This window comes from Exiguobacterium sp. s16 (genome assembly GCF_018618115.1).
Taxonomy (GTDB): domain Bacteria; phylum Bacillota; class Bacilli; order Exiguobacteriales; family Exiguobacteriaceae; genus Exiguobacterium; species Exiguobacterium mexicanum_A.
Genome location: NZ_JACSLM010000001.1, coordinates 522,498 through 548,558, shown reverse-complemented (window position 1 = coordinate 548,558; position 26,061 = coordinate 522,498). Strand labels below are relative to the sequence as shown.

At 53.2% G+C, this 26,061-nt stretch carries 22 protein-coding genes; 2 read left to right on the top strand and 20 right to left on the bottom strand.

Translation table 11 applies throughout. The features are described from left to right. Positions 1–22 precede the first annotated feature (22 nt). A complete protein-coding gene (locus KNP86_RS02830) occupies positions 23–1,030 on the top strand; it encodes a YpdA family putative bacillithiol disulfide reductase (RefSeq protein WP_214707497.1) in 1,008 nt (335 codons plus the stop codon). Between the two features lie 54 nt (positions 1,031–1,084). Here KNP86_RS02830 and KNP86_RS02825 read toward each other — a convergent pair whose 3' ends face one another. The 7 genes from KNP86_RS02825 to KNP86_RS02795 form a co-directional block, all read right to left on the bottom strand. Continuing rightward, on the bottom strand, positions 1,085–2,353 hold the full coding sequence (locus KNP86_RS02825; protein WP_021067184.1) for a Glu/Leu/Phe/Val family dehydrogenase: 1,269 nt from the start codon (positions 2,351–2,353) through the stop codon (positions 1,085–1,087). Positions 2,354–2,504: 151 nt separating this feature from the next. Further along, the gene (locus tag KNP86_RS02820; protein WP_214752750.1) at positions 2,505–3,422 is read right to left on the bottom strand and encodes a D-alanine--D-alanine ligase; all 918 of its coding nucleotides are present in this window, start codon (positions 3,420–3,422) and stop codon (positions 2,505–2,507) included. 96 nt (positions 3,423–3,518) lie between these two features. Further along, positions 3,519–4,100 (bottom strand): adaptor protein MecA, encoded by a 582-nt coding sequence (locus KNP86_RS02815; protein WP_034777305.1) that lies wholly within the window; start codon positions 4,098–4,100, stop codon positions 3,519–3,521. Positions 4,101–4,161: 61 nt separating this feature from the next. Continuing rightward, positions 4,162–5,019 (bottom strand): MerR family transcriptional regulator, encoded by an 858-nt coding sequence (locus tag KNP86_RS15755; RefSeq protein ID WP_034777304.1) that lies wholly within the window; start codon positions 5,017–5,019, stop codon positions 4,162–4,164. A gap of 164 nt (positions 5,020–5,183) precedes the next feature. Next, the gene (locus KNP86_RS02805; protein ID WP_034777302.1) at positions 5,184–5,387 is read right to left on the bottom strand and encodes a hypothetical protein; all 204 of its coding nucleotides are present in this window, start codon (positions 5,385–5,387) and stop codon (positions 5,184–5,186) included. 41 nt (positions 5,388–5,428) lie between these two features. Further along, the gene (locus KNP86_RS02800) at positions 5,429–6,856 is read right to left on the bottom strand and encodes a RecQ family ATP-dependent DNA helicase (RefSeq protein WP_214752748.1); all 1,428 of its coding nucleotides are present in this window, start codon (positions 6,854–6,856) and stop codon (positions 5,429–5,431) included. Next, positions 6,840–7,862, bottom strand: a complete 1,023-nt coding sequence (locus tag KNP86_RS02795) for a YpbB family protein (protein WP_251130401.1) — start codon at positions 7,860–7,862, stop codon at positions 6,840–6,842. The genes KNP86_RS02800 and KNP86_RS02795 overlap by 17 nt, the downstream gene beginning before the upstream one ends. A gap of 143 nt (positions 7,863–8,005) precedes the next feature. On the opposite strand from KNP86_RS02795, the gene KNP86_RS02790 reads away from it, so the two are divergent. Continuing rightward, positions 8,006–8,254: a ferredoxin gene (locus KNP86_RS02790; protein WP_021067177.1), complete on the top strand. Its 249-nt coding sequence runs from the start codon at positions 8,006–8,008 to the stop codon at positions 8,252–8,254. 38 nt (positions 8,255–8,292) lie between these two features. Here the strand turns inward: KNP86_RS02790 and KNP86_RS02785 are convergent, their stop codons facing one another. The 13 genes from KNP86_RS02785 to pnp form a co-directional block, all read right to left on the bottom strand. Beyond that, positions 8,293–9,099, bottom strand: coding sequence for a thermonuclease family protein (locus KNP86_RS02785; RefSeq protein WP_214752746.1), 807 nt, complete (start codon positions 9,097–9,099; stop codon positions 8,293–8,295). Positions 9,100–9,181: 82 nt separating this feature from the next. Continuing rightward, complete coding sequence (locus tag KNP86_RS02780; protein ID WP_034777299.1) at positions 9,182–10,141, bottom strand: ABC transporter permease; 960 nt, start codon at positions 10,139–10,141, stop codon at positions 9,182–9,184. Beyond that, positions 10,138–11,202, bottom strand: coding sequence for an ABC transporter permease (locus KNP86_RS02775; protein WP_034777298.1), 1,065 nt, complete (start codon positions 11,200–11,202; stop codon positions 10,138–10,140). The genes KNP86_RS02780 and KNP86_RS02775 overlap by 4 nt, the downstream gene beginning before the upstream one ends. Continuing rightward, a complete protein-coding gene (locus KNP86_RS02770; protein ID WP_034777297.1) occupies positions 11,199–12,725 on the bottom strand; it encodes an ABC transporter ATP-binding protein in 1,527 nt (508 codons plus the stop codon). Before KNP86_RS02770 ends, KNP86_RS02775 begins: the two co-directional genes overlap by 4 nt. Before the next feature lie 61 nt (positions 12,726–12,786). Next, a complete protein-coding gene (locus tag KNP86_RS02765; protein WP_034777296.1) occupies positions 12,787–13,872 on the bottom strand; it encodes a BMP family lipoprotein in 1,086 nt (361 codons plus the stop codon). A 128-nt stretch (positions 13,873–14,000) separates the two neighbouring features. Beyond that, positions 14,001–14,720, bottom strand: coding sequence for a GntR family transcriptional regulator (locus KNP86_RS02760; protein WP_034777294.1), 720 nt, complete (start codon positions 14,718–14,720; stop codon positions 14,001–14,003). 402 nt (positions 14,721–15,122) lie between these two features. Next, complete coding sequence (locus tag KNP86_RS02755; RefSeq protein ID WP_214752744.1) at positions 15,123–17,300, bottom strand: DNA translocase FtsK; 2,178 nt, start codon at positions 17,298–17,300, stop codon at positions 15,123–15,125. A 62-nt stretch (positions 17,301–17,362) separates the two neighbouring features. Continuing rightward, positions 17,363–19,030, bottom strand: coding sequence for a ribonuclease J (locus KNP86_RS02750; RefSeq protein WP_034777292.1), 1,668 nt, complete (start codon positions 19,028–19,030; stop codon positions 17,363–17,365). A 95-nt stretch (positions 19,031–19,125) separates the two neighbouring features. Then, positions 19,126–19,779 carry a M15 family metallopeptidase gene (locus KNP86_RS02745; RefSeq protein WP_214707485.1) on the bottom strand — a complete coding sequence of 218 codons (654 nt, stop codon included), beginning with the start codon at positions 19,777–19,779 and terminating at the stop codon, positions 19,126–19,128. Then, complete coding sequence (locus tag KNP86_RS02740; protein WP_214752742.1) at positions 19,776–21,029, bottom strand: lipid II:glycine glycyltransferase FemX; 1,254 nt, start codon at positions 21,027–21,029, stop codon at positions 19,776–19,778. Before KNP86_RS02740 ends, KNP86_RS02745 begins: the two co-directional genes overlap by 4 nt. A gap of 3 nt (positions 21,030–21,032) precedes the next feature. After that, positions 21,033–22,493 (bottom strand): UDP-N-acetylmuramoyl-L-alanyl-D-glutamate--2,6-diaminopimelate ligase, encoded by a 1,461-nt coding sequence (locus KNP86_RS02735; RefSeq protein WP_232939398.1) that lies wholly within the window; start codon positions 22,491–22,493, stop codon positions 21,033–21,035. Positions 22,494–22,576: 83 nt separating this feature from the next. Then, the gene (locus KNP86_RS02730; protein ID WP_214752740.1) at positions 22,577–23,794 is read right to left on the bottom strand and encodes a M16 family metallopeptidase; all 1,218 of its coding nucleotides are present in this window, start codon (positions 23,792–23,794) and stop codon (positions 22,577–22,579) included. A 50-nt stretch (positions 23,795–23,844) separates the two neighbouring features. Continuing rightward, on the bottom strand, positions 23,845–26,061 hold the full coding sequence (pnp, locus tag KNP86_RS02725; protein WP_138859580.1) for a polyribonucleotide nucleotidyltransferase: 2,217 nt from the start codon (positions 26,059–26,061) through the stop codon (positions 23,845–23,847).

Sequence of the window (26,061 nt, the reverse complement as noted above, 5' to 3'; positions counted from 1 at the left end):
AACCGTTTCGTCCTTCCATACAATGAGGGATGAGGTGATTTCATTGAATAAACATGCTATCGTCGTCGGCGCCGGACCATGTGGGCTGTCGGCTGCGATCGAATTAGAACGGATCGGCATCTCGTGCACGGTCATCGAGCGCGGCAATATCGTCGATGCCATCTATCGGTATCCGACCCATCAAACGTTTTTCTCTTCTGCCAGCTTGCTCGAAATCGGGGATATCCCGTTTATCTGTAAAGATTTGAAACCGCGTCGTCAAGACGCGCTCGTCTACTATCGGGAAGTCGTCAGCCGGACCGGTCTCAACGTCCAACCGTTCGAGACGGTCGAAACGGTCACGCGTTCCGAGGACGGGTTCATCGTTCGGTCACGCCATGACCGTGACGGCGTCAAAGAGCGTCAGGCCGATTATGTCATCTTGGCCACCGGGTATTATGGCCGTCCTCGTACGTTGGACGTCCCAGGTGAAGAGTTGCCGCACGTCACGCATTATTTCAAAGAAGCGCATCCGTTTTACCGACAACGCGTGACGGTCATCGGCGGTAAGAACTCCGCGGTCGACGCGGCCATCGAGCTCGAGAAGGCCGGCGCCCACGTCACGGTACTCTACCGTGGAGACGGTTACAGTCCGTCCGTCAAACCGTGGGTTCTGCCGACTTTTGACTCGCTCGTCCGTCATGACAAGGTGCGACTCGAGCTCGAAGCGGAGATCGTTCGAATCGAACCGCATCACGTCGTCTATCGTCAGCACGGTGAAGAACATCGGCTCGAGACCGACCACGTCCTCGCCATGACGGGCTACCTGCCCGACCATGGGCTGTTCGCCGATGCCGGGGTCCAAGTCGATGAGGAGACCGGTGTGCCCTCGTTTGACGAGACGACGTTCGAGACGAACGTCGACGGCTTGTTCATCGCCGGTGTCGTCGCCGCCGGAAATGATGCCAATAAAATCTTTATCGAGAACGGCCGATTCCATGGCCAAGCGATCGCCGAGACGCTTCGGGAGCGCAACGGTGTGACCACGTAATCGACAAAAAGAGGGAGAACCTGAAGCCAGGTTCTCCCTCTTTTCGCTGTCTAATTATACCCAACCGCGGAAGCGCGACGCTTCTGCCATCTTGCGCACACCGACCATATAGGCGGCGAGACGCATGTCGACCTTACGCGCCGACGAGGTATTGTATACCGTATTGAACGAGTGGACAAGCACTTTCTCAAGCTTCTCTTCCACTTCCTCTTCCGTCCAATAGTAACCTTGATTGTTTTGAACCCATTCGAAATACGAGACGGTTACCCCACCGCTCGAAGCGAGCACATCCGGGACAAGCAGGATGCCGCGTTCTGTCAAGATGCGGGTCGCTTCGTTCGTCGTCGGTCCGTTGGCGGCCTCGACGACGATGGACGCCTTGATGTTGTCGGCGTTGTCTTCGGTGATTTGGTTCTCGATCGCGGCCGGGACCAAGATGTCGCAGTCGAGTTCTAACATTTCTTTGTTCGAGATCGTGTTCTTGAAGAGCGTCGAGATCGTCCCGAACGAATCTCGACGATCGAGAAGATACGGGATATCGAGCCCGTTCTCATCGTGGATCGCACCATATGCATCGCTGACGGCGATCACTTTCGCCCCGGCGTCATGCATGAACTTCGACAAGAAGCTACCAGCATTCCCGAACCCTTGGACGACGACACGCGCCCCTTTCAATTCGATCCCACGGCGCAGCGCTGCTTCCCGGATCATGATGGCGACACCTTTTGCCGTCGCCGTCTCACGTCCATGCGAGCCACCGAGCACGAGCGGTTTACCAGTGATGAAGCCCGGCGAATTGAATTCATCGATGCGGCTATACTCATCCATCATCCACGCCATGATTTGCGAGTTCGTGAACACGTCCGGCGCTGGGATATCTTTCGTCGGTCCGACGATTTGACTGATGGCTCGGACATAACCCCGGCTCAATCGTTCGATTTCACGGAAACTCATCTCACGCGGATCACAGACGATCCCGCCTTTACCGCCACCGTATGGAAGGTCGACAATTCCGGCCTTCAAGCTCATCCAGACCGACAACGCCTTCACTTCGACCTCCGTCACGCTCGGGTGGAAGCGAATCCCACCTTTCGTCGGTCCGACCGCGTCATTATGTTGCGCCCGGTATCCTGTGAAAATCTTTGTCGATCCGTCATCCATACGTACCGGGATGCGGACGGTCAACATCCGAAGTGGCTCTTTCAAGAGCTCATACATCTCTTCTGGATACCCGAGCTTATCAAGCGCCTCGTGTATCACTTCTTGTGTCGATTCAAGGATGTTTTTTCGTTTTTGATGACCTTTTTCTTGATCCGTAATCATGAAGGTTTCCTCCCCTAAATTGTCAATTCTCCCCCAAGAATCAACCTCGTATTCGTTTAAAAGTATAGCTGATACGCGCCCAATTTGAAAGGCTTTTACAAAAATAATGAAAGCGTTTTCTAAAATGAAAAAAGAAGGGGGAATTCCCTTCTTACTTTTCTAGTGCCAGTTCGATGAATCGCTCTAACAGCTCACCGTACGAGATCCCGACGGCCCGGGCGCTGTCCGGGAACAAGCTGAGCGGTGTCATACCCGGAAGCGTGTTCGTCTCTAAAATATAAGCGAGCCCATCTTCAGAGACGAGGAAGTCCGAACGAGAATAACCGCTGCAACCGAGGGCACGGTGCGCTTTGATGGCAGCCGTTTGAACTTCTTCAGTCAACGCGTCCGGCAACTCGGCCGGACAAACGTGAATCGATCCACCTTCTGAATACTTCGACTCATAGTCATAAAATTCATTTTTCGGGATGATCTCGATGACCGGGAGTGCGGCCTCAGCCCCGTGATTCCCAAGGACGGGTACCGTCAACTCACGGCCTTTAATATATTGCTCGACCAAGACAGCCGTATCGCACGCGAACGCTTTATCAATCCCTTCACGGAGCATCGCTTCGTCCATCGCGATCGTCAATCCGTTCGATGACCCTTCTTGGGCCGGCTTGACGACACATGGGAATTCACCACCCCACTCGACGATTTTTGCGTCGATGTCGTCGCCCGACTCGATGAGGACGTCACGGGCGATGCGAATGCCGGCAGCGGCGAAAATAATTTTCGCACGGGCTTTGTCCATCGCGAGCGCTGATGCCAAAACGCCCGACCCCGTGTACGGCAATCCGGCCATCTCTAAGAGCGACTGAACACGGCCATCTTCGCCGTATTTGCCATGCAGGGCGCTGACGACGACGTCGGCTTGAAGCGTCAACAGCTCATTGGCCCGGTCCGGGTGAAAATCAATCGCCACGACGTCGTGACCCCGTGCTTCGAGCGCTTCAATCATTCCTTTACCACTCGTGAGCGACACTTCCCGCTCACCTGATACACCACCATATAATACCGCGACTTTCATCAAATCTCTCCTTCGGCTAACTTCTCAAAAATTCAAGTTTTATCATACCATGTGTCGGCCGAAAACAATAGAAACAGAACAGTAAAAAAGCCGTACTTACGCGAACGTATCGTACAGCTGTTTCACGGCTTGTTCAGTTTGAATCGTCTTGCCATACTCCATCATGACGTAAGGGCTAACGGTCGTCGTGCGGCCGTATTCCGACAAGATGGCGGCCAACCGCTCTTCGACGTCCGGTTTGAGCACTTCGACAAAGTGTAAATAATAGTGTCCGTCATAATGGTAGAGCGCCCCGCCCTGCTCCGTATCCTGCATGTGCGGGAACAAACGAACCGAGGCGTTGATGACGTCCTCGATATCATCAAACTGATAAATCAGATGATGAATCACATCGATCGTCAAACGGATCTCGACTTGTTCTTGATCCGCATCCGGGACGGCTGCCTCGACTTTTTGGACGTCGATGACGAGCCCATCACGGGGAAACATCGTCACGTTCAAGTCGACGGTGCCTTGGGGCATGAAACCGAATTCCGCTTCCGCCGTCTCGAGCAATTCCCGCCACAAGTCTTGACCACTCTCGCCAACGATCGTATCGATGGCAATCCCTCGAATCGAAAGGTCACTCGCCGTCAAATATACCCTTAAATGTTCTTTAGTTTGCTTTTCAAATCTCAAACGAAAACCTCCAAAGATTAATCAATCCTACTTTATAAGCTACTCTCGTTTGTGCAACCTGTCAAATAGTTGACAACCACTCGGTCCATGCCTCGGGCGTATCTCCAAGGAAGGCCGACTCAAACTCGGTCGCGTGAAGGCTGACGGCATATCCGCCGGCCCCGATGACGAGATCGGGATGATCCGCTTGGATAAATCGCATCGCCTCTTTCAGGTCCTCGAGATGTTCCGTCAACGTGCAGGAGAAAATCAAGCACTTGGCGTCGATATCGTGCAACGCCTCATTTAAATCCTCTTTCGGGAAGCCCGCACCAAGGAAAATCACGTCGTATCCATATTGACGCAAGTAAAGCGTCACGAACAACAGACCGATCTCGTGCATCTCGCCCGGGGCACACACACAAATGATCCGCGGTAAAAATGGGTTCATCGGCATCTGCAGCGAGAGGGTCGACAATCGGGCCCGCAAAAAAGCGGTCGCAAAATGCTCATGCGCGATCGTGATATCCCCATTCTCCCAACGCGTCCCGATCTCCATCAACAACGGACCAATGATATCTTTCGTGACCTTCTCAAAACTGAACGTATTAAAGGCACGATTGATCAAATCGTGCGCCTTGCGTTCGTCAAATGAAAGTAACGCCTCGAGCAACCCGTCCATGAGCTCCTCGTCATAGAGGCGGGCAGGCTTCGGCTTCGGGGCTTCATGAAGTTGTTGAATCGCTTGGGACACGGTCAAGCCTTCCCGTTGTTTTTCAACGACCCATTTAATCTTTTCGACGTCTTGGTCGGAATACAATCGGTGGCCGGATTCGGTCCGGCTCGGCACGATGAATTGATAGCGGCGTTCCCACGCTCGAATCGTCGTCGGGTTGACCCCGGTGAGCGACGCGACCGTCTTAATGGAGTACTTCGGCACAGCAGCCCCTCCTTTCCTACAAGTTCTTCTTATTTAGTATAGACCCATCTGAAGCGCTTTACCTGTTTTATTGTGCAATTCCTGTGAGAAATTGGTGAGATTGTGCGATTGGTTCGACAAAACAGAGATTGCTCATAAAAAAATACGACGTCCCCGTCGTATTGTCAGAAAAATATTGTATGACGACCTATATATAAAAATACGAGAATAATGGCAAACATCGTCAATGTCAGCATCATGGCGAGCGGCCGTTTCAGCCAATTGTCGTTCAATTTTTCTTTCCGCTCATGCTCTTGTCGTTCAGCGCGAGACGGCAACGTGTCCACCACTTGTTCACGAAGTGAGTCCGCTTGGTTCCGATGTCGCAACGTGTGCCCTCCTTTACCTTTTTTATCATTTTACTATGATATCAATCAAAGGAGAAGATACGAGATAAACGATGTTTCCAATCTGTCACATTTTTAGACACAATTTGAACCGACGGCGGGAACACAATCTCCCCACAGACGTCGCAACAATCGGCTTGTTTGACCGGTTGTTCCGAGAAATAGTTCAACAAGTAATCGCGCCGGCACGTCTTGATGAGGGCGTAGTCCATCATCTGTCCGAGTTGACGATAGCGGGCCCGCTTTCTATCTTTTACCCAATCGATCGCCTCGGCAAGCGTCCGCTCGGCGAGCATTTGGTTCAACAATCCCCAGACCGGGTCTTCCTCGTTCAACCGCAAGAGACGCGGTAACTGGGCCAGACTCGTGCCGTTGTCGCGTTCCAAATACGCGAGACGGATGTCTTTGTCTTTCGGATATTGTTGGTCGATCAAAAACTGTTGGATGCGTTCGTCGCCTTCGGCATAGAGCAAGACGGCAAATGCGGGTTCGCCGTCTCGTCCGGCACGCCCGATCTCTTGCATGTACGCCTCGAGCGTGGCCGGGATTTGATAATGGATGACCGAACGGACGTTGTCTTTATTCACACCCATCCCGAACGCACTCGTACATACCATGATGGCGACTTCATCTCGCAAAAATTGCGATTGCACGAGCCGGCGGTCCTCGGTCGACATGCCACCGTGATAAAACAAGGCGTCGTCAAGATGAAGAGCGAGTGCTTCGGCCTCACGCCGTGTCGCCGTATAGATGACGACCGGTTTCGGGACGTCATGGACGAGCTCGCTCAACCGCCGCATCTTGTCCTCGGACTCGAGACGTTCGACGATGAGTCGAATCTCAGGCCGGTTTGCCGAATGCACGAACTGCGCCGGCGAAAACAACGCCAACTTCTCGATGATATCCCGTTTCACCGTCTCCGGGGCCGTCGCGGTGACGGCCATGCACTGCGGGCTACCGAGTTGTTTACGCAACTCGCCTAGACGGGCATACTCAGGTCGGAACTCATGGCCCCACTGCGAGATACAGTGGGCCTCGTCGACGACGAGCATTTGAATCCGCGTCCGAGCGAGCGCCCGCGTCACGTGCGGCACGGCGAGTTGTTCGGGCGATAAGTATAAGAAGCGATAACGCTTCAAATGATTCAAGATGTCTTGTTTCTCCTCGAGCGTCTCCATCGATGTCAATCGCGCCACTCCCCGCTCGCCGCGTTCACGGATGTGGAGCATCTGATCTTCGATTAGCGACAAGAGCGGTGACACGATGATGGTCAGCCCGTCATTTTTAAGATAGGACGGGAGTTGGAACGTCAACGACTTGCCCGCTCCGGTCGGCATGATGGCCAACACGTCCTGGCCGTCGGCGACCGCTTCGATCACATCCCGTTGCCCGGGACGGAAGCTGTCGTAGCCGAACACCCGCTTCAACGTCTTCTCAAACAAATGTCTCACCTCGTTTCAATCTCGCGAACACCAATCGGATTTGATAGTAACTGATCCCGTCGATTTGTTCAAAAATCGGCTTGAGCGCCCAGCTCGACTCGTCACGCAACTGCTCGACTTGCTTGATTTGCTCGAACGGAACAAATTGGTCGAGCGGGAACTCCTCTAAATACATCGCCATCTCGACGACGTGGTCTTCAATCGTACTCGTGCGCAACCGTCGCTGGGACTGGACTTGTTGGAACGTCCGACCAGCCGAAAACTGCTCATACGACTCGCGCGCCGACAACGTCATCCGCTCGCTCGACAACCCGTGCGCGAAGCCGAGCAACTTGGCATCCCTTGGCAACTTCCACAACAGGGCGTTCCAGCCGGCCAAGAAATAGAGCCGAGCCGTGCGCGCATCGACATCGAGAAGTGAGGCGATTTGTTCATACGTGTATCCTGTCTCGAACGCACCGGTGAACCGATAGACGACGGCGGTCGCGTACGGGTCCCCCACTTCTTCAAGCGCCGTTTCAAGCTCCTGGTGAAAGCTGTGGATCAACGGTTGCCACTCCCGCTCGGTCCGGACGATCTGTTTGACCCAGCGTTCGGCCAGCCGATCGGCCTGCACCGGATAGAACGTCCGCTCATGCTCGAGCGACATGAACGTCTGGACGAACAAACTGAGCCGCTTCCACGTCATCGTCGTATAGTCCCGATACTCACCGCCGAGTCGGTCGAACAGCTCACTGACCGCCTCCGGCGAAGCGAGCATCTTGCCGGCCTCGGTCAACGTGAAGCTCGAACGATTGAGCCAGCCTCGCTTCTCGAACGAGGCGAGCAGTTTCTCATAGTCGTACTTCGTATAGGGGAACAATCCGAAAATTGGTTCCAAGTCATAAAAAAAGGCATCTTGCAGTGTCGTCGCCGAACGTTTGCCGTTCAACACATGAAACAAACTGCGCTCGCTGCGCTCCCCTTTCAAGCGCTCAATCGAAAGCAACAACACCCCATCCGCTAAATGAACCATCGTTCCACCTCCTCGGTCAAAATTATGCTTCCAAAACGTTATTCGTTTCCTCATTGAAATATTTGGGTATGTAGACTACAATTACTCATAGTCAGTAGAAAATCATTTCTATGCAGAGAGACGAAACGTATGGAGGGTTACAAATGGCAAAATTTACGATTGTTGATAAAGATACATGTATCGCATGTGGGGCCTGCGGAGCAGCCGCCCCAGACATCTTCGACTATGACGACGAAGGCCTCGCGTTCAACTTGATGGACGACAACACGGGCACGATCGAAGTCCCGGACGAATTGTATGAGGACTTGATGGACGCGTTCGAAGGATGCCCGACCGACTCAATTAAAGTCGCGGACGAATCGTTCGATGGCGACGCACTCAAGTACGAATAAGAGAGACATGTGTGCCTGAAGGGCGCACATGTCTTTTTTTATCGCGTCGCTTTCCGGAAACCCGCTTCACGCGCCTCTTCTTCCGTACAGAACATCTCTTCTGGGATCGTTCGCTCATAGCTCGCCCCGCCCGGAACGTGATAAATCTTCTCTCCGTCCCGATTGATATTCCCTTTAATGTCACATCCATCCGTGTCTCGTTTCGGCTGGGCCGGCTCGGTCGCCTCGTGGTCGAAGCCGTTGCCGGTCACGTAGTCCTCAAGACTCCAAATCCCGAGCAATTCCTGACGCGCGGCCTGCTCGACCTCCCGAAACGCATCGACGTGTTGCGTGTTCGGCGCGTACACATAGGCGACACGCGCCAACCCGCGGCGCAACAATTCCTCGTTCAACATCGCTTCGTCATACCAGACGTAGGCGAGTGTCCGTTGATAGCGATCGTAGCGCCCGACGTCATACTCGAGCGTGATCGTATCTCCTTCTGGCAGCCAACGCTCGACGAATGATTTCGCATCCTCTCCGAACGGTTGGACCGGCAGCGTCGGATGGCTCGTCTCTGGCGTATCGACGAGCAAGAGACGAATCGATTCGGTCGCTCCGTTCTCAAACTCGACTTTGAGCGTATCTCCGTCGATGACGCGGTCGAGCGTGACCGTCTCGGTCTTGCCGAGCGGCCGTGCGACTTGTTGCGCGACCGACGCCGACGGAAAATCGGACTCGAGTTCGACGAGCGATTCTGGCGGGTCGATTTGTTCGGCGAACCAGTCGTCGACGGAGCATCCCGCGAGCGAGATGCTCAGCACGACGGCGATCAGCAGTTGCCACCATTTTTTCAATTGTCTCACCTCTACACCAGTATAACAAAAAAGGTTGTTTGACTTAAGCGTCAAACAACCTGGATGAAATGGACATTTGTCCTTTTGATGATTAGCGTTTCCCTTTAATATATGGGATACCGACCGATTTCGGTGCATCCGCACGTCCGACGACACCTGCGAGAGCAAGGATCGTGAGCGCATACGGCGCAATCAAGAGTAACACTTGCGGCACGTTGCTGATGACCGGCAAATTGCTACCGATGATCGACAACGCTTGGGCGAATCCGAAGAACAGACCGGCACCGAGCGCGCCGAGCGGATTCCACTTCCCGAAAATCATGGCGGCGATGGCCAAGAAACCTTGACCGACGATCGTCGTCCCGCTGAAGTTTGTCGTGACGGTGACAGCGTACACTGCACCAGCGAGTCCGCCGAACGCTCCTGAGAGCATGACGCCCATGAAGCGCATTTTCGTGACGTTGATCCCCATCGTGTCAGCCGCCATCGGGTGTTCCCCGACCGAACGGAGACGAAGACCGAACGGTGTCTTGAAGATGACGAACCAGACGACGAACGCGAGAATGATCGCGATGAACGACGTGTACTGCACGTTGATGAAGAACATGCGAAGCACCGGGATATCCGATAGAATCGGCACGTTCTCTTTGGCAATCCGAAACTCGATGAAGTCGGTCTGCCCTTTGTTGTAAAGCACACGGACGACGAAGATGGCGAGTCCGATCGCGAGCATGTTGATCGCGACCCCGAGTACCGTCTGGTCAGCCCGCCAAAGGATGGCCGGCACCGCCAAGAAGAGCGAGAAGAGCGCACCGACGACCATAGCGACCAAAAGTGAGATCCATGGACTGAGACCGCCCAGCCCCATATCTGTCAACGTGAGCGTCGTGATAATTCCTGTCGCAGCACCGATGACCATGATGCCTTCTAAGGCGATGTTGACGACACCCGAACGTTCACTGAAGATGCCGCCGAGCGCCGCGATGATGAGTGGAGTCGCATAGGCTAAGGCAACCGGCACGACGATGTAGAGGACTTCTAAGAAGCTCATTTTTTCTCCACTCCTTTCTTACGATTTCCTTTGAATTTGTCAATCACGTAGTTAAAGGCGTAACCTGAAGCCACGAAGATGACAATCGCGGCGATGATGACTTTGACGAGCTCAGATGGGATGTTCGCACCGAGCTGCATCGCGAGTCCGCCGATATTGAGTCCAGCGAACAAGATAGCTGCCAAGACGACACCGACGGCCGTGTTCGCACCGAGGAGCGCGACGGCGATCCCGTCAAAACCGACTCCGGTGAACGAGGCGCTGAGCGTCATGCCGTTGAACGTACCGAGACCTTCCATCGCCCCTGCGAGTCCTGCGAACATACCCGAGATGACGAATGAGAGAATGATGTTCCGGTTGACGCTCATTCCTGCGTACTGTGATGCGTGTTTGTTGAAACCGACGGCACGAAGCTCATAACCGAGCGTCGTCCGTTGCAAGATGTAGTAATAGACGATCGCTGCGAGCACGGCGATGAGGACACCCCAATGCAAGCGCGAGAACGTCGTCAATTCTTGAAGCATCGGTGACGCGAGCGACGCCGAATCTTTAATGGATTCGGTGCGTTCGTTCGTTACCCCGATGACACTGCGCAAAATCGCGTTCGTCGTGTAGAGCGCGATATAGTTCATCATGATCGATGTGATAACTTCGTGGACGTGGAACTTGGCTTTCAAGAAACCAGGTACGAACGCCCAGAGCGCTGCTGCGAACATGGCCGCGAGAAGCGCGAGCGGCAAGTGGATGAACATCGGCAAATCAAAGTTGATCCCGACATACACCGCTGCCACCCAGCCAATCAACACTTGGCCTTCGACCCCGATGTTGAAGAGGCCGGTCCGGAACGCGAACGCGACGGCCAAACCTGAGAAGATGAGCGGCGCTGCGGCGCGAAGCGTCTCACCAATTGCGTACGGGCTGCCGACCATGCCTTCAAACAGTGACGAGAACCCTCGAATCGGGTCATAGCCACCGATGAGCATGACGATCGCCCCGACGAGAAGTCCCATCAAGATCGACAAGAGCGGGATGAGCAGTCGATTAAATCCTAGTTTATTCATACTGTTTCTTCTCCTCTCTTACCGCCGGCCATCAAGAAGCCGAGTTCTTGCTCCGTCGTCTCTTTCGGATCACGGATTCCGACAATCTTCCCTTCATACAAAACGGCGATTCGGTCCGCGACGTGTAAAATCTCTTCGAGCTCGAACGAGATCAACAAGACGGCGCGTCCTTTTTCACGCTCTTTGATGAGCTGTTCATGAATGAACTCGATGGCCCCGACGTCAAGACCGCGCGTCGGTTGCGCCGCGATCAACAAGTCAGGTGACCGGTCGACTTCACGGGCGATGATGGCTTTCTGTTGGTTACCACCCGACAAGGCACGGGCAGGTACGTCGACCGATGGAGTTCGGACGTCAAACTTCTCAATCAACGCTTTCGCTTTCTCAGCCACGGCTTTATAGTTCATCAAACCGCGCTTCGAGAACGGCTCTTTATAATACGTTTGGAGCACCATGTTGTCGCGAATCGTATAATCGAGGACGAGGCCATGTTTATGCCGGTCTTGCGGGATGTGGCCGACACCAGACTCCGTCACTTTGCGCGGCGTGAACCCGGTCACGTCTTTCCCGTTCAACATCACTTTTCCAGACTCGGGTTTCTTCAAGCCCGAGATGGCTTCAATCAATTCGGTCTGTCCGTTCCCGTCAATCCCGGCAATCCCGAGGATTTCCCCTGAACGAATCTGTAAATCCAAGCCGTCGACGGCTTTGAGCCCGCGACTGTCTTTGACGACAAGTTTTTGGACGTCGAGGACGACTTGCTGTGGATCTGCCTTGGAATATTCCGCATCAAAGTTAACTTCACGCCCGACCATCATTTCTGCCAAACGATCTTCATTGACCGTCTCATCGATATCAATCGTACCGATATAACGTCCACGACGGATGACCGTACAGCGATCGGCGACTTGCATGATCTCTTTCAGCTTATGCGTGATCAAAACGATCGATTTACCTTCTTCAATCAGACGCTTCATGATTTGAATGAGTTCTTGAATCTCTTGCGGCGTCAGTACAGCGGTTGGCTCATCGAAAATCAAGATTTCGGCCCCGCGATAGAGCGTCTTCAAAATTTCGACCCGTTGTTGCATCCCGACCGAGATATCCTCGATTTTCGCATCCGGATCGATCCGAAGACCATACTGTTCCGAGATGTCCATGACTTTTTTACGCGCCGTCGCCCGGTCGACCGTCAGTCCACTCTTCGGCTCTGAGCCGAGGATGATGTTCTCGGTCACCGTGAACTTCTCAACGAGCATGAAGTGTTGGTGTACCATACCGATTCCAAGGTCGTTGGCGATGTTCGGATTCTCAATGTTCACTTTCTCCCCGCGCACGCGGATCTCCCCGCCTTCCGGCTGATAAAGACCGAACAGGACGTTCATGAGCGTCGATTTTCCGGCCCCGTTCTCGCCGAGCAACGCATGAATCTCTCCTTTGCGCAATTGGAGGGTGATATTGTCGTTGGCAACGAACGTTCCGAACTCTTTGCGAATATTGAGCATTTCAATTACATATTCCAAGAAAGTCCACCCCTAACTTTAAGTAAAGGGAGACCGCATGGGTCCCCCCTAACTCAATGAATTATTTTACTGTTTTCATGAACTCTTCGAACTCAGCGTCAGTCGCTGGAGCCGTGATGTCTCCGTCGATCAACTGTGTGCGGTACTCTTCAACTTTTGCGAGGACGTCAGCTGAAACGTTCTCATCAGATGTTTCAGCAATCCCTACACCATCGTCTTTCAAAGAGAACTCAACGATTTCGCCTGCTGGGAACTTATCTTCCATCGCAAGTTTCGATACTTCGTAAGTAGCCGTGTCAACACGTTTGACCATTGAAGTAAGCGTTACGTTTTCTGGAAGACCTTCTTCGTATTGGTCACGGTCAACACCGATGACCCATACATCTTCGCCGTTCTTCTTACGGTTTTTCGCTTCTGTGAATACGCCAACCCCAGTACCGCCTGCTGCGTGGTACACGATATCAGAACCTGCTCCGTACATACCTGAAGCGATTGCTGTACCTTTTTCAGCTGAGTTGAAGTCTTCAGCGTACTTCACGTCGATTGTCGCATCCGGGTTAACGGCCATGACGCCAGCTTTATAACCGTTCTCGAACTTCTTGATCAAGTCAGACTCAACGCCGCCGACGAATCCAACTTTGTCAGTTTTCGTAGTAAGACCAGCGACAACACCGACGAGGAACGAACCTTCTTGCTCTTTGAACGTGATTGATGCGACGTTCGGTGCATCAACGACCATGTCGACGATCGCGAAGTTGTTGTCTGGGAACTGCTCAGCAACTTTTTGGATGTCTTCGCCCATCAAGAAGCCGATTCCGTAAATCAAGTTGAAGTTATCGCGTGCCAATTGTTGCAAGTTTGGCTGGTAGTCGGCTTGCTTCGATGATTGAAGATATTTGAATCCTTCGTTCTCAGTCAAGTTGTTGTCTTCCCCGAACTTCGTGAGACCTTCCCAAGCTGATTGGTTGAACGACTTATCATCGACACCGCCAGTATCGGTTACCATTGCTACTTTGAAGTCACTGCCTTCGCCGCCGCCTTCGCCGTTTGAAGCACCTTCATTGTCATCCCCGCCACATGCTGCGAGTACTGTCGAGAGTGTGAGACCTGCTGCTAAAGCTGAGAGAATTGTTTTTTTCTTGTTCATCGTCGTGTTTCCCCTTTCGGATCATAACAATTAAGGTTGTCATGTCATCAGTAGTCTTTACACCGGTATAAGAAAGCGCTTTCACGCTGTTCCCCAAAAATAACCGTTTCCGGATAAAACGAACGTGCTTAAACGCGTTTGCGGACGACGTGGAAGTCGAAGCGGTCCGCTCGGAAAAAGTTTGCCGAATCGAGCAGCGGTAAGTCGCTCTCATCGTAATGCAATTGTTTCAATGCCAGTAACGGTTGGTCCGTTTGAAGTTGCGTCGAAATTTCAGCGTTCACACTCGGTTCGATGTGCGTGATCGCATATGCGACCCGACGTCCTACCTCTTTTTCGAGCGCATCAAACAATGACTTTCCTTCCGTCAACGCCTTCGGATTCGAGACGAGATGGGCTGGGATTTTATCGACACAGTAGACGACTGGTGTCTCATCCGCATATCGAATCCGGACGATCCGATAAATCGGTGAGTTCGGTTCGATTTTTAAACGCTCGGCTTCTCTCTCGGTCGCTAGAACCTTTTCGGCCACCAACACTTTCGTTCCTGGTGTCATTTTGGCGCGCATGATCATGTCCGTGACGCTGAACAGCTCTTCAATCCCTGAAGTAAACGGGGGTTTTGAACTGATGAATGTCCCGACGCCATGTTTCCGCACGACAAATTTCTCGTCTTCGAGAATACGAAGTGCTTCCCGGAGTGTCGCTCGACTGACTCCTAGTTGCTTCGATAACTCGAATTCTGAAGGAAGTTTCTCTCCTTCACGATAGACACCATCGTCGATATCTTGCTTGATTTTCTCAATCACGCGAAGATAGAGCAAGCGATGATCGAGCTTGATCGACATGGGCCTCACCACCTTTACCTATTTCTTACCAGTGCTCAGACATCTGACGTATGAATGTCCTTGCCAATATTAAGTATAGGGATTCGAGAAATAGAACGCAATACTTTTTGTTCGGAATCAGGGAAATATTTTAAAGTGAAGGGATTATGTACACTTCATAGTCTATATTACCTGTTCTGGCAGGCTTTGAAAAGAAATCGTAAAATGAAAACGGTATTAAAAAATGAAAGCGGTTCAACATTTTTAGTAGTATGTCCTAATGAATCAAATAGGTCAGATGTGCTATATTAGTTCGTCCCAACATGACGTCGACCCCGATCGTGTCGTTTGAACCGGATTATCTGAAATTAGATAAAAAACGAACGATTAGGATTGATTATACCTAATCGTTCGTTTTATTTATTAACCCTCTGGTTGGTTAATGAGCACTTTCCGCGGCTTCGAGCCTTCTGACGGCCCGACATATCCGGCTTGTTCGAGTGAATCGATCAAGCGGGCTGCCCGGTTATAACCGATGCGGAATCTTCGTTGAATCATCGAAGTGGACGCCGTCTCTTGCGTCAAGATGAATTGAACGACTTCTTCGAACAATGAATCGTCCGAATCAATGGTCGTGACCTCTTCTTCTTTCGGCATCATCGCCTCGACGTATTGGGCCCGTTGCTGGGCGATGACATGATTGACGACCGTTTCGACTTCTTGGTCCGACACGAACGCACCTTGCACACGGATCGGTTTGTTCATCCCGTTGGCGAGCATGAGCATGTCACCCCGGCCGAGCAACTTCTCAGCACCTCCCCCGTCAAGGATCGTCCGTGAATCCGTCTGCGACGAGACGGCGAACGCGATGCGGGACGGGATGTTCGCTTTGATGACGCCCGTAATGACGTCGACAGACGGACGCTGGGTGGCGAGCACCATGTGGATGCCGGCCGCCCGTGCCATCTGGGCAAGACGCATGATCGCGTCCTCGACGTCGTTCGAGGCGACCATCATCAAATCGGCGAGCTCATCGACGATGACGACGATGAACGGCAGACGTTTGGCGTCCTCATCGTCCGATTTATCGACGAGTTCGTTATAGCCTTCGATATTCCGCACACCATAACGGCTGAACAACTCATAGCGCCGCTCCATCTCGGCGACAACTTGTTTGAGTGCTTGGGCAGCTTTCTTCGGATCCGTCACGACCGGCGTCAGCAAGTGTGGGACACCGTTATAGACGTTCAACTCGACCATTTTCGGATCAATCATCATGAGCCGGACTTCATCAGGACGAGTCCGCATCAAGAGCGACACGATCATGCCGTTGATACAGACCGATTTCCCGGAACCGGTCGAACCAGCGACGAGCAAGTGCGGCATCTTGTTCAAGGCGATCGTCACCGTCTCGCCACTGATGCTGCGCCCAAGGGCGACGAGGAGCGGCGACTGCTCCCGCTTGACCGGATCGGCCTCGAGCACTTCACGGAGACAGACCGGGGCCACTTCCTGGTTCGGCACTTCAATCCCGATGGCGGCCTTTCCTGGGATCGGCGCCTCGATCCGGATGTCTTTGGCGGCAAGCGCAAGGGCAAGGTCATCGCTGAGCGAGGTGATGCGGCTCACTTTGACCCCGATATCCGGTTGCAGTTCATATTTCGTCACGGTCGGACCAAGATGAATCTTTAACACCTTCACACCGACGCCGAACGATTTGAGCGTCTGGACGAGTTTTGTCGCATTTGCTTTCAGACGGGCGTTCTCGCCGGACAGGTCGGTCACGACCGGTTCGCTGAGGATGGTGAACGTCGGCAATTCATACGTGTCCGACACGTCTTGTGACGCCGTCATCATCATGTCCTCGGTCGGTAGCTCCGTCACTTCCTCCGTCGAGGCCACCTCTTCCGTTTTCGGACGTTTCTCGGCGACGACTTTCTCGCTGAACCCGACAATCGGGATGTCATGCATCGTCACCGCGTCTGCTTCAGGCTCGGCTTCGACCGGCTTCGATTCAACTTTTGCCGGTGCCGAAACCGCCTTCTTCCGATTGGACACCGGAGCCGGTTTGACCCGCTCCCGGTCGTTCCACTCTTGTTTGATGGCCGTACCGGTCTCGAGCAGGCGCGACCCGATCGTCCGCCAAATCGTTGGCGATAAGAGCGAGATCCCGATGATCATGCATAGCACGCCTAAAAAGATGATCCCAAAGTCGGAGAGCAAGTATTGGTTGAGCTGATACAGCGCCCCGTTGATCGTCCCTCGTTCCGCTCCCCATACCAAATCTCCGAACATGAGAAACGAGACGAACAGGAACAGGATGCCCGTCCGTTGCATCGGACGAAATTCGTTTAAAAAGACGAGCAACGTGAATGCGATTGCCAAATACGTGAGTGCCCCCCAGCCTCCGAATAACGTCGTCGCGAGGAGTGACGTCTGATTCCCGACCCAACCGAAGTCGAACAAGGAGAAGATGAACGCCGTGATCGACATGACGAACATGACCCAGCCATATGTACGTAGTGGGATTGGCTGTTTTTTCGCACGCCTTGTCGTCGGTCGCTTCCGCTTCGCCGGAGTTTTTCTCGATTTTTGTGCCACCTTAGATTCCTCCTAAAAAAACGAGGCAAAAGTCTGATGACTTTTGCCTCAATCTCAATTCCTTAAATCTCCATGATGATCGGCAAGATCATCGGACGACGTTTCGTCTGTTCGAACAAGTAGACGCTGAGCCGCTCGCGGATATTTGATTTCAACTCGGTCCAATCACTTCCAGCCTGGAGACTCTTCTCGATCTGTTTCGTGACGATGCGGTTCGCTTCTGAGATCATCTCTTCGGATTCACGCATATAGACGAATCCGCGCGAGATGAGTTCAGGTCCTGAAATCAATTTCTTCTGTTTCCGGTTCAACGTGACGACACAGAGGACGACACCGTCTTGTGACAAGAGACGACGGTCACGGAGGACGATGTTCCCGACGTCCCCAACGCCAATCCCATCGATCAAGACGTTGCCGGCCGGTACTTTACGGCTCATCCGAGCTTTACGTCCCGTGAACTCGACGACATCCCCTTTTTCGACGATGAAGATGTTGTTCGATTTCACACCGACTTGCTCGGCGAGTTTCGAGTGGGCCATCTGCATCCGGTATTCTCCGTGAATCGGAAGGAAGTACTTCGGTTTGACGAGGTTCAGCATGAGCTTGAGCTCTTCGGCCGAACCGTGTCCCGAGACGTGTACTTTCCGTTGGTTATAGATGACGTTCGCTCCTGAGCGGAACAAAAGGTCGATCGTCTTCGAGACGGACTTCTCGTTCCCAGGAATCGGTGTCGCCGCGATGACGACCGTGTCGTTCAAGCGGATGTTCACTTGCTTATGGGCGTTGCGCGCCATGCGCGTCAAGGCCGCCATCGGCTCGCCTTGCGAACCGGTCGTCAAGATGACGACTTTGTTGTCAGGCAAGCGATTCACTTGCGACAGCTCGACGAGCGTCTTCGGCTTGAAGCGAAGGTAGTTGAGCTTCTGCGCCACTTCGACGATATTGACCATGCTGCGACCGACGACGGCGACTTTGCGGTCGTTCGCCTCGGCTGCCGCGAACACTTGTTGAAGACGGTGCACGTTCGAAGCGAAAGAGGCGACGATGACGCGGCCCTCAGCTTGATAGATGACATCGTTCAACTCGGCGCCGACGAGCGACTCCGAACCAGTTTGGCCAGGGCGTTCCGCATTCGTCGAATCTGACAATAAGCAGAGGACGCCGCGTTGGCCGATGGCTGCCAACTTGTTAAAGTCCGACTGTTTCCCATCGACTGGCGTGTAATCAAACTTAAAGTCGCCCGTGTGTACGATGGCGCCTTGTGACGTTTGAATGCAGACACCGACACAATCCGGGATTGAGTGGTTGACGCGGAAGAAAGTGATGAAATGATCAGCGATAGTCAATTTCGTTTTGGCGTCAATCAATCGGAGGTCGACTTCTTTTAACAAGCCCGCCTCTTTCAATTTGAGCTCGATTAAACCGAGCGTCAATTTCGTCCCATACACGGGAACGTGCTTTAAATCACGGAGTACGTAGCTGAGCCCACCGATATGGTCTTCGTGACCATGGGTGATGAAAATCGCGCGTACCCGATCTTTATTTTCTTTTAAATACGTAATGTCTGGGATGACAATATCAATCCCGAGCATCTCATCGCCTGGAAACATAAGGCCGGCATCGATGACGAAGATGTCGTCGTCTAGTTCCACGACGTACATGTTCTTCCCGATTTCGCCTACGCCTCCAAGCGCAAAGACGCTAACGTTCTCTGTCTTCTTCTTTGACACTAACAAAAACCTCCTAGATGTTGCATATTCTGTTTCGTCCACTTATCGCTACTGAATATTGTATCGGAAAACTGCTGATATGCCAACATTTCCGTTCAATTGACGAGAGGTTTCATCACATCGGCGAGTGGCATCGTCGCTTTGTCGTCCGGACGTTTCCCGGAAGCGAGTTGGCGAATCGACAAGCCGAAGTCCATTTGTAAATGCGGGTAATCCGGAAAACTTCTCCAATCCCCGCCCCATTCGAAGCCGAGTGCTTTGCCGAGTTCTCCTAACTCTTGCCAATCGGGTTCGTCCGATCGGTTGTGGTCCGACTCGAGATTGTAATCGGCACGGTTATTGTGGATGATGACGAAATCGACGGCGAGCCCATAGTTATGGTAACTTTGTCCCGCCTTGGCGTTCGTCACGACTTGTCCCGGTTTCGAGCGCCCTTGGGCATAGAGCGCGTTCTGCTCATCGGCCGACCGATACCCCGACGTCAGACGGACCTCGAGGCCGAGGCAAGAGTAGGCCAGGCGCACGAACGACTCGCTCCGCTCGCGGACGTGCGGATGAAGCTTCGCGAACGCCTTTTCACTTCGCTCGACGACGACATCTTCCGAGCCCGGGTTGCGTTCACACATTCCCGCTTCAAATGTCGGTTCATCGACCCATGGCATCGGGCCCGGACGTGACAACGTGTACGCTAAAAAGATTCCGACTAAAAACGCCGTCATCGCGAACGTCAAAACGCCGGTCCATTTCATCGGCGCAACCGTTTACGGAGTCCTTTGACGAGCGGTAATCCCGTCTCGAGGGCGAAATAGAGCGGACGATTCAAGACGAGGTCGAACTCGCCGACTTTCTCGATCAAATCGCTTCCCCAGCCCGACTTGAACGCATAAAGCCCTGCATACTCGTCATCAGGCTCCGTGCTACCCGATACGCCACCGAAATCGTAGCGTTCGGCCCCGCTCGCCTTGGCTGCTTGCATCATCGTCCATTGCATGAGGTGGTTCGGCATGAACTCACGAAACTCGTTCGAGGATGCCCCGTACAGATAATACGAGCGTCGTCCGGCAAGCGTCAACAGACCGCCCGACAAGACGAGACCGTTCGGGTATTTCTCGTGTAACTCCGTCAGTTCAGGTAACGCGGCTTGAATCTTCTCGATTTGCTCACGTGTCTGCTTTTGACGGTTCAACAAGCTCGTCCGTTTCTTCTCGACCGTTTCCGTCTCGAGTGACCGTTCGATTTTCCCAAGGTCACGCTCCGCTTTTTTGAGCGTGGCCATCTGTTGGTCGAGTGCGAGTTTCGGCTCGAGTTTCGTCAAAAACAAACGGGCGTCATCAGGTTGCAGACAATCGTATAGGTTCTCGAAATAGTCAAGTCCACGAATGGCAAAACCGTCACGCTCGCCCGTCACTTTCATCAAGTCGGCGAACGTCTTAAGCCCGTCGCGCCCGACTTCCGTGCAGACGATCCCTTTCCGTTCGGCCAAGCGAACGTTATAGCGGAATTTATGATGGAATTTGCCGAAGATGTCTTTCTCGCTCGGGCGTAAATCCGTCTCCATCGTGAACCGCGGTTGGGCGTAATCAAACCCACCGCCGTATCCTTTATGGGCGAAGCCGAGACTCGCCATCTCGGTCAATAGACCTGGCACTTCATCTCGATCGATATTCGGATCGATTTTCACGACGATCGCTTTGTTCGCCTTGGCGACCCGCTTCGCCTCCTCGGTCAATGCCCGTAAAGAAGCCACGTCGTCATAGTCGACGACGAAGCCGCGTGGCGCATAGCAGAGTGTGAATGGGAGCTTCGGTACACGTTTGAATAAGAGTAACGCCACCCCGCTCGTCACCCCATCGTTCGCGACGGCGACCCGCTCGGCGAACCAGCCGTTTTGTCGTTTGACGTCGGCCCAACTCGAAAGCTGAAGCAAGTCCCCACGGTCGTGTGTTTTGACGAAATCGTCATGCTCTTTCTCTGTCAAGGTGATCGGTTGTACTGCCATAAATCATATTTCCTCCGTCTTCAAAATTGTCGCTCGGACGATTGCTTCTTCATCTAGCGGAATTTTCTCATTACCGATGATTTGATATTTCTCATGCCCTTTTCCGGCCAAGACGACGATATTGTCCGGTTCGGCCAACCGAGCCGCATAACGGACAGCCTCTTCCCGGTCCCCAATCTCGACGAAATTATCGTGGGTCATCCCGGCGGCGATTCCGCTCGTGATCGAGTCGTACGCTTCAAAACGCGGGTCATCCGTCGTGATGACGACCGTCCCCGCATATTTCGAGGCCATCTCTCCCATCGTCGGCCGCTTCGTAACGTCACGGTTCCCGCCTGTACCGATCAAGAATACAATCTTCTCTTTCGGGACACCGACGAGTGATTTCAAGCATTGCTCGATGCCATCCGGTGTATGCGCATAGTCCGCATAGACGTTATACCCCGGTACGTCGAGACGTTGCATCCGCCCTTTGGCAGGATGAATCGACTCGAGTGCCTGAACGATCTCGGGCAAACGATAGCCGGCAGCGATCAAACACCCGGTCGCGAGCAAGATGTTGTACACGTTGAACCTTCCGATGAATTGAACGGTCAACGGATGACTCTCCCCTTGGTAGTTGAGGCTAAAACTCGTCTCTGACAGCGTCTGAACGATATCTGATGCCGTCACATCGGCCATCTCGTCGATTGCATACGTGATCACTCGGGCGCCCGTCATCGTCTCGTACAGCTTGCTGTACGGATCATCCGCGTTCAACACGGCAACTTTGTGACGCGACGCCATCTGTCCGAGTTGAGCGAACAATAAGCCTTTCGCCCGCGCATAGTTTTCGAACGTACCATGGAAATCGAGATGGTCATGCGTCAAGTTCGTGAAGCCGACGATATCGAAGTCCGTACCGATGACGCGACCGAGTTCGAGTCCGTGCGATGACACTTCCATCATCACATCGGTGACGCCTTCTTCGTGCATCCGGGCGAGCAACTGTTGCAGCTCAGAGCTTTGCGGTGTCGTGTTTTTGCTCGGGACGACCGTATCGTTAATGCGTACCTCGACCGTGCCGATCAAGCCGGTGCTATGTCCGAGCTCGGTGAGGACATCACGTAAAATGGTCGTCGTCGTCGTCTTGCCGTTCGTTCCCGTGATCCCGAACAGACGCATCTGCTCAGACGGATATTGATAGAACGCGGACGCCAATAGACCGACCGTACGCGTGCTGTCACGCACGATCAAGTTCGGCACACTCAAAGAGAGTGGCCGTTCACTGACGACGGCGACTGCGCCTTTAGTGACTGCTAAATCAGCGTAGTCGTGACCGTCGACCGTATAGCCTTTAATGGCGACGAACAGCGTCCCTGGGACGACTTCACGCGAGTCGGTCGTCACATGGGTCACCGTGATGCCTTGTAGGTTTGGTTGATTAATCAATTGTATGTGGTTAGCTAAATCCGTTAAGTTCAAGTCTTTCCCTTCTTTCACCTGTTCCTGTCCAAAGTAAAGAATACCTCTTAATCAGTGTAGAGAACTTACAATTCGGTTTCAAGTCAGTCTTCGGACGGAAGGACATATGATTTGGCAGGGGCGTGGCCGAGCACCTCATTGATAAGGGTGTTGACGTCACGCGTTTCAATGCGATCAACTTTGTCGAGCACTTCGTTCAAATCCTCGACTTCATCGAGCAGGACGAGGTTGCGCCCGTTGCGGTTCATCCGTGCGCTCGTGCTCTCGTTCCCAAGGACGAGCGACCCTTTCAGTTGTCGTTTCCCTTTCTCGACTTCCTCATCGGACAGCCCATCCGCTTTTAACGTTTCGAGCTCACGCGTCATGATCGTCTCGACTTGCGCGAGCGTTTCTGGTGACGTTCCGATATAAATGGTGAACGTCCCGTGGTCGTCGAACGTCGTATAGTACGAGTAAATCGAGTAGGCGAGGCCTTCCTCTTCTCGAATCGACTGGAACAGCCGTGACGACATCGTCGCCCCGATCGCATTGTTCAACAAGGCCAAATGCGGCAATCGATCGTCTTTGGCGGCAATCGCCTCGAAGTTCCAGCACAGGTGCGCTTGCTCCGTCTCTTTCTGTTTTTTCACCACGTCGCTATACAAGATCGGCGTCGTCGATTCTTTCGGTGATTCCCCTGATGGAAGGTCGGCAAACCTTCTCGTGACCGCCTCGACCAACTCTTGCGGCACGTGGCCGGCGATTGAGACGACGACACTGTTGCCTGTATACGTCGAAGCGACGTAGCGGAGCAATTGCTCCCGAGATAGTCCGAGGACGCTCGCTTCCGTCCCGAGAATCGGTTCGGAGAGGATGTCGTCCTTATAGACGGCTTTCGCGAGCAGCTCGTGGACGAGATCTTCCGGGGTGTCCTCATACATTTTAATCTCTTCTAAGACGACCCGCTTTTCTTTCTCGAGCTCCGTCTCATCAAACAACGAATCGAATAGCATGTCGGCAAGCGCGTCGAAGGCGATGACCGCGTGCTCGTCAAGCGTCTTCACGTAATAGCACGTATGATCTTTTGACGTGAACGCGTTCACGCTTCCGCCAAGTTCATCAAAGAACGACGCGATCTCTTTTGCCGTTCTCGTCTTTGTTCCTTTGAATAGCATATGTTCAATCAAGTGGCTGATGCCAATCTCGGTCATGCCTTCGGTGCGAGTGCCAGCTTTGATAAAGACACCGGTCGACGTGCTGCGGACATCCGCCATCGGTTCAATCACGATGCGGACGCCGTTGTCTAATGTGATCCATTCCATGTTATCACTCCTATGAAAAAGGCCATCGCACCAGACGATGGCCATCATGATTAGTTTGTCGGGCGTGGCGGACGACGGTCTCCGTCACGACGCGGCGGACGGCTGTCACGTGGTGGACGGCTCTCGCGCTGCGCTTTACGTTTCGCTTCGTATGCTTCGCGTTCTTCCGGTGACAATCCTTCAAGGATGAGCACTTTGTGCGAGGCATTGACTCGGCCTTTGTCATCGATTTCCGTTACGCGGACTTTAATTGTATCACCGAGTTTAACGACGTCTTCGACGTTCGCGACGCGATCAAGACTGAACTCAGAGACGTGGACGAGCGCGTCCTTGCCTTTGAACAACTCAACGAAAGCGCCGAATTTCTCAATACGACGAACCGTCGCATCGAACTCTTCGCCGACGACGACTTCGCGGACGATATCGCCGATAAGCGCCATCGCCATGTCGATGCCTTCTTGATCGGTCGACGCGATGAAGACTGTACCGTCTTGCTCGATATCGATTTTGACACCCGTTTGGTCGATGATGCTGTTGATCATCTTCCCGCCCGGTCCGATCACGTCGCGGATCTTGTCCGGATTGATCGTCATCGTCACGATTTTCGGTGCATACTTCGACAACTGCGGACGCGGTGCGTCGAGCGTCTCAAGCATATGGTTCAAGATATGGAGACGGCCTGAACGTGCTTGTTCGAGTGCCTCTTCCAAGATCTCACGCGTGATCCCGGCAATTTTGATGTCCATTTGGAGCGCCGTGATCCCGTCTTTCGTTCCTGCTACTTTGAAGTCCATGTCTCCGAGATGATCTTCGAGACCTTGGATGTCAGTGAGGACCGTATAGTGTTCGCCTTCCATGATGAGACCCATTGCGATCCCGGCAACTGGTGCCTTGATCGGCACACCTGCGTCCATGAGGGCGAGTGTCGAACCACAGATTGACGCCTGTGAACTCGAACCGTTCGACTCGAGTACTTCCGAGACGAGACGAATCGTGTACGGGAAGTCGGCTTCTTTCGGGATGATTGGAAGAAGTGCACGTTCTCCGAGGGCACCGTGACCGATTTCACGACGACCTGGCGCACGCACCGGACGAGCTTCTCCGACCGAGAACGGCGGGAAGTTATAGTGGTGCATGAAGCGCTTGTTCTCTTCTAACCCGATGCCGTCGATAATTTGAGCATCTCCGATGACGCCGAGTGTCGCGACCGACATGACTTGTGTTTGTCCACGTGTGAATAACCCAACGCCGTGGGCGCGTGGCAACAAGCCCGTTTCTGATGCGAGCGGGCGGATGACTTCCGGGCGACGACCGTCCGGACGAACTTTGTCGACCGTGATCAAACGGCGGACTTCGTCTTTGACGAACTTGTTCAAGATGCCAGATACTTCTTTCAACTTGGCCGGTTCGTCAGCGAGTGATTCTTCGTATGCAGCTACGTATTTGGCAATCACTTCGTTGATTGCTGCGTCACGTGCATGCTTCTCTTCGACTTGAACCGCGGCGTTGATTTCTGGACGTGCTGCTTCGAGCTCAGCCGACAAAGCGTCATCAAACTTCGATACCGTATATTCGAACTTCGGTTTCCCGACAGCTTCGACGATCTCTGTTTGGAACGCGACCAATTTCTTGATCTCTTCGTGACCGAACAAGATTGACTCGAGCATGACGTCTTCCGGTACTTCGTTCGCGCCTGCTTCAACCATGTTGATCGCAGTTGCTGTTCCGGCGACTTGGAGTTCAAGGTCCGTCTGTTCGAGTTGAGCTGTCGTCGGGTTGACGACGAACTCACCGTTGACACGTCCGACTGTCGCTCCGGCGATCGGCCCGTCGAACGGGATGTCCGAAATCGAGAGTGCGATCGACGTTCCAAGCATACCGGCCATTTCAGCCGAGCAGTCTGGATCGTTCGACATGACGTAGATCATGACTTGAATATCGTGACGGAATCCGTCAGGGAAAAGCGGACGGATCGGACGGTCGATGAGACGTGATGTCAAAATCGCGTTCTCTCCAGGACGTCCTTCCCGACGGAGGAAACCTCCTGGGATTTTACCGACCGAGTATAATTTTTCTTCATAGTTGACCGTGAGCGGGAAGAAATCTAAATCCTTCGGCGCTTTCGATGCTGTGACCGTGGCGAGCACGACCGTGTCCCCATAACGGACGAGTGCCGAGCCGTTTGCTTGTTTCGCAAGTTGCCCGACTTCTACAGATAGCGGACGACCGCCCCATTCAGTAGAAAAGACTTGTTTCGTACCTAACAT

Bases quoted from the DNA above. Each gene is read 5' to 3' on its own strand.
- KNP86_RS02760 (WP_034777294.1), bottom strand. From the start codon at position 14,720: ATGTCGATCAAGCTCGATCATCGCTTGCTCTATCTTCGCGTGATTGAG.
- KNP86_RS02780 (WP_034777299.1), bottom strand. From the start codon at position 10,141: ATGAGCTTCTTAGAAGTCCTCTACATCGTCGTGCCGGTTGCCTTAGCC.
- pnp (WP_138859580.1), bottom strand. From the start codon at position 26,061: ATGTTAGGTACGAAACAAGTCTTTTCTACTGAATGGGGCGGTCGTCCG.
- KNP86_RS02820 (WP_214752750.1), bottom strand. From the start codon at position 3,422: ATGAAAGTCGCGGTATTATATGGTGGTGTATCAGGTGAGCGGGAAGTG.
- KNP86_RS02765 (WP_034777296.1), bottom strand. From the start codon at position 13,872: ATGAACAAGAAAAAAACAATTCTCTCAGCTTTAGCAGCAGGTCTCACA.
- KNP86_RS02775 (WP_034777298.1), bottom strand. From the start codon at position 11,202: ATGAATAAACTAGGATTTAATCGACTGCTCATCCCGCTCTTGTCGATC.
- KNP86_RS02740 (WP_214752742.1), bottom strand. From the start codon at position 21,029: ATGGCAGTACAACCGATCACCTTGACAGAGAAAGAGCATGACGATTTC.
- KNP86_RS02795 (WP_251130401.1), bottom strand. From the start codon at position 7,862: ATGGTTCATTTAGCGGATGGGGTGTTGTTGCTTTCGATTGAGCGCTTG.
- KNP86_RS02745 (WP_214707485.1), bottom strand. From the start codon at position 19,779: ATGAAATGGACCGGCGTTTTGACGTTCGCGATGACGGCGTTTTTAGTC.
- KNP86_RS02730 (WP_214752740.1), bottom strand. From the start codon at position 23,794: ATGGAATGGATCACATTAGACAACGGCGTCCGCATCGTGATTGAACCG.
- KNP86_RS02830 (WP_214707497.1), top strand. From the start codon at position 23: ATGAGGGATGAGGTGATTTCATTGAATAAACATGCTATCGTCGTCGGC.
- KNP86_RS02825 (WP_021067184.1), bottom strand. From the start codon at position 2,353: ATGATTACGGATCAAGAAAAAGGTCATCAAAAACGAAAAAACATCCTT.
- KNP86_RS02790 (WP_021067177.1), top strand. From the start codon at position 8,006: ATGGCAAAATTTACGATTGTTGATAAAGATACATGTATCGCATGTGGG.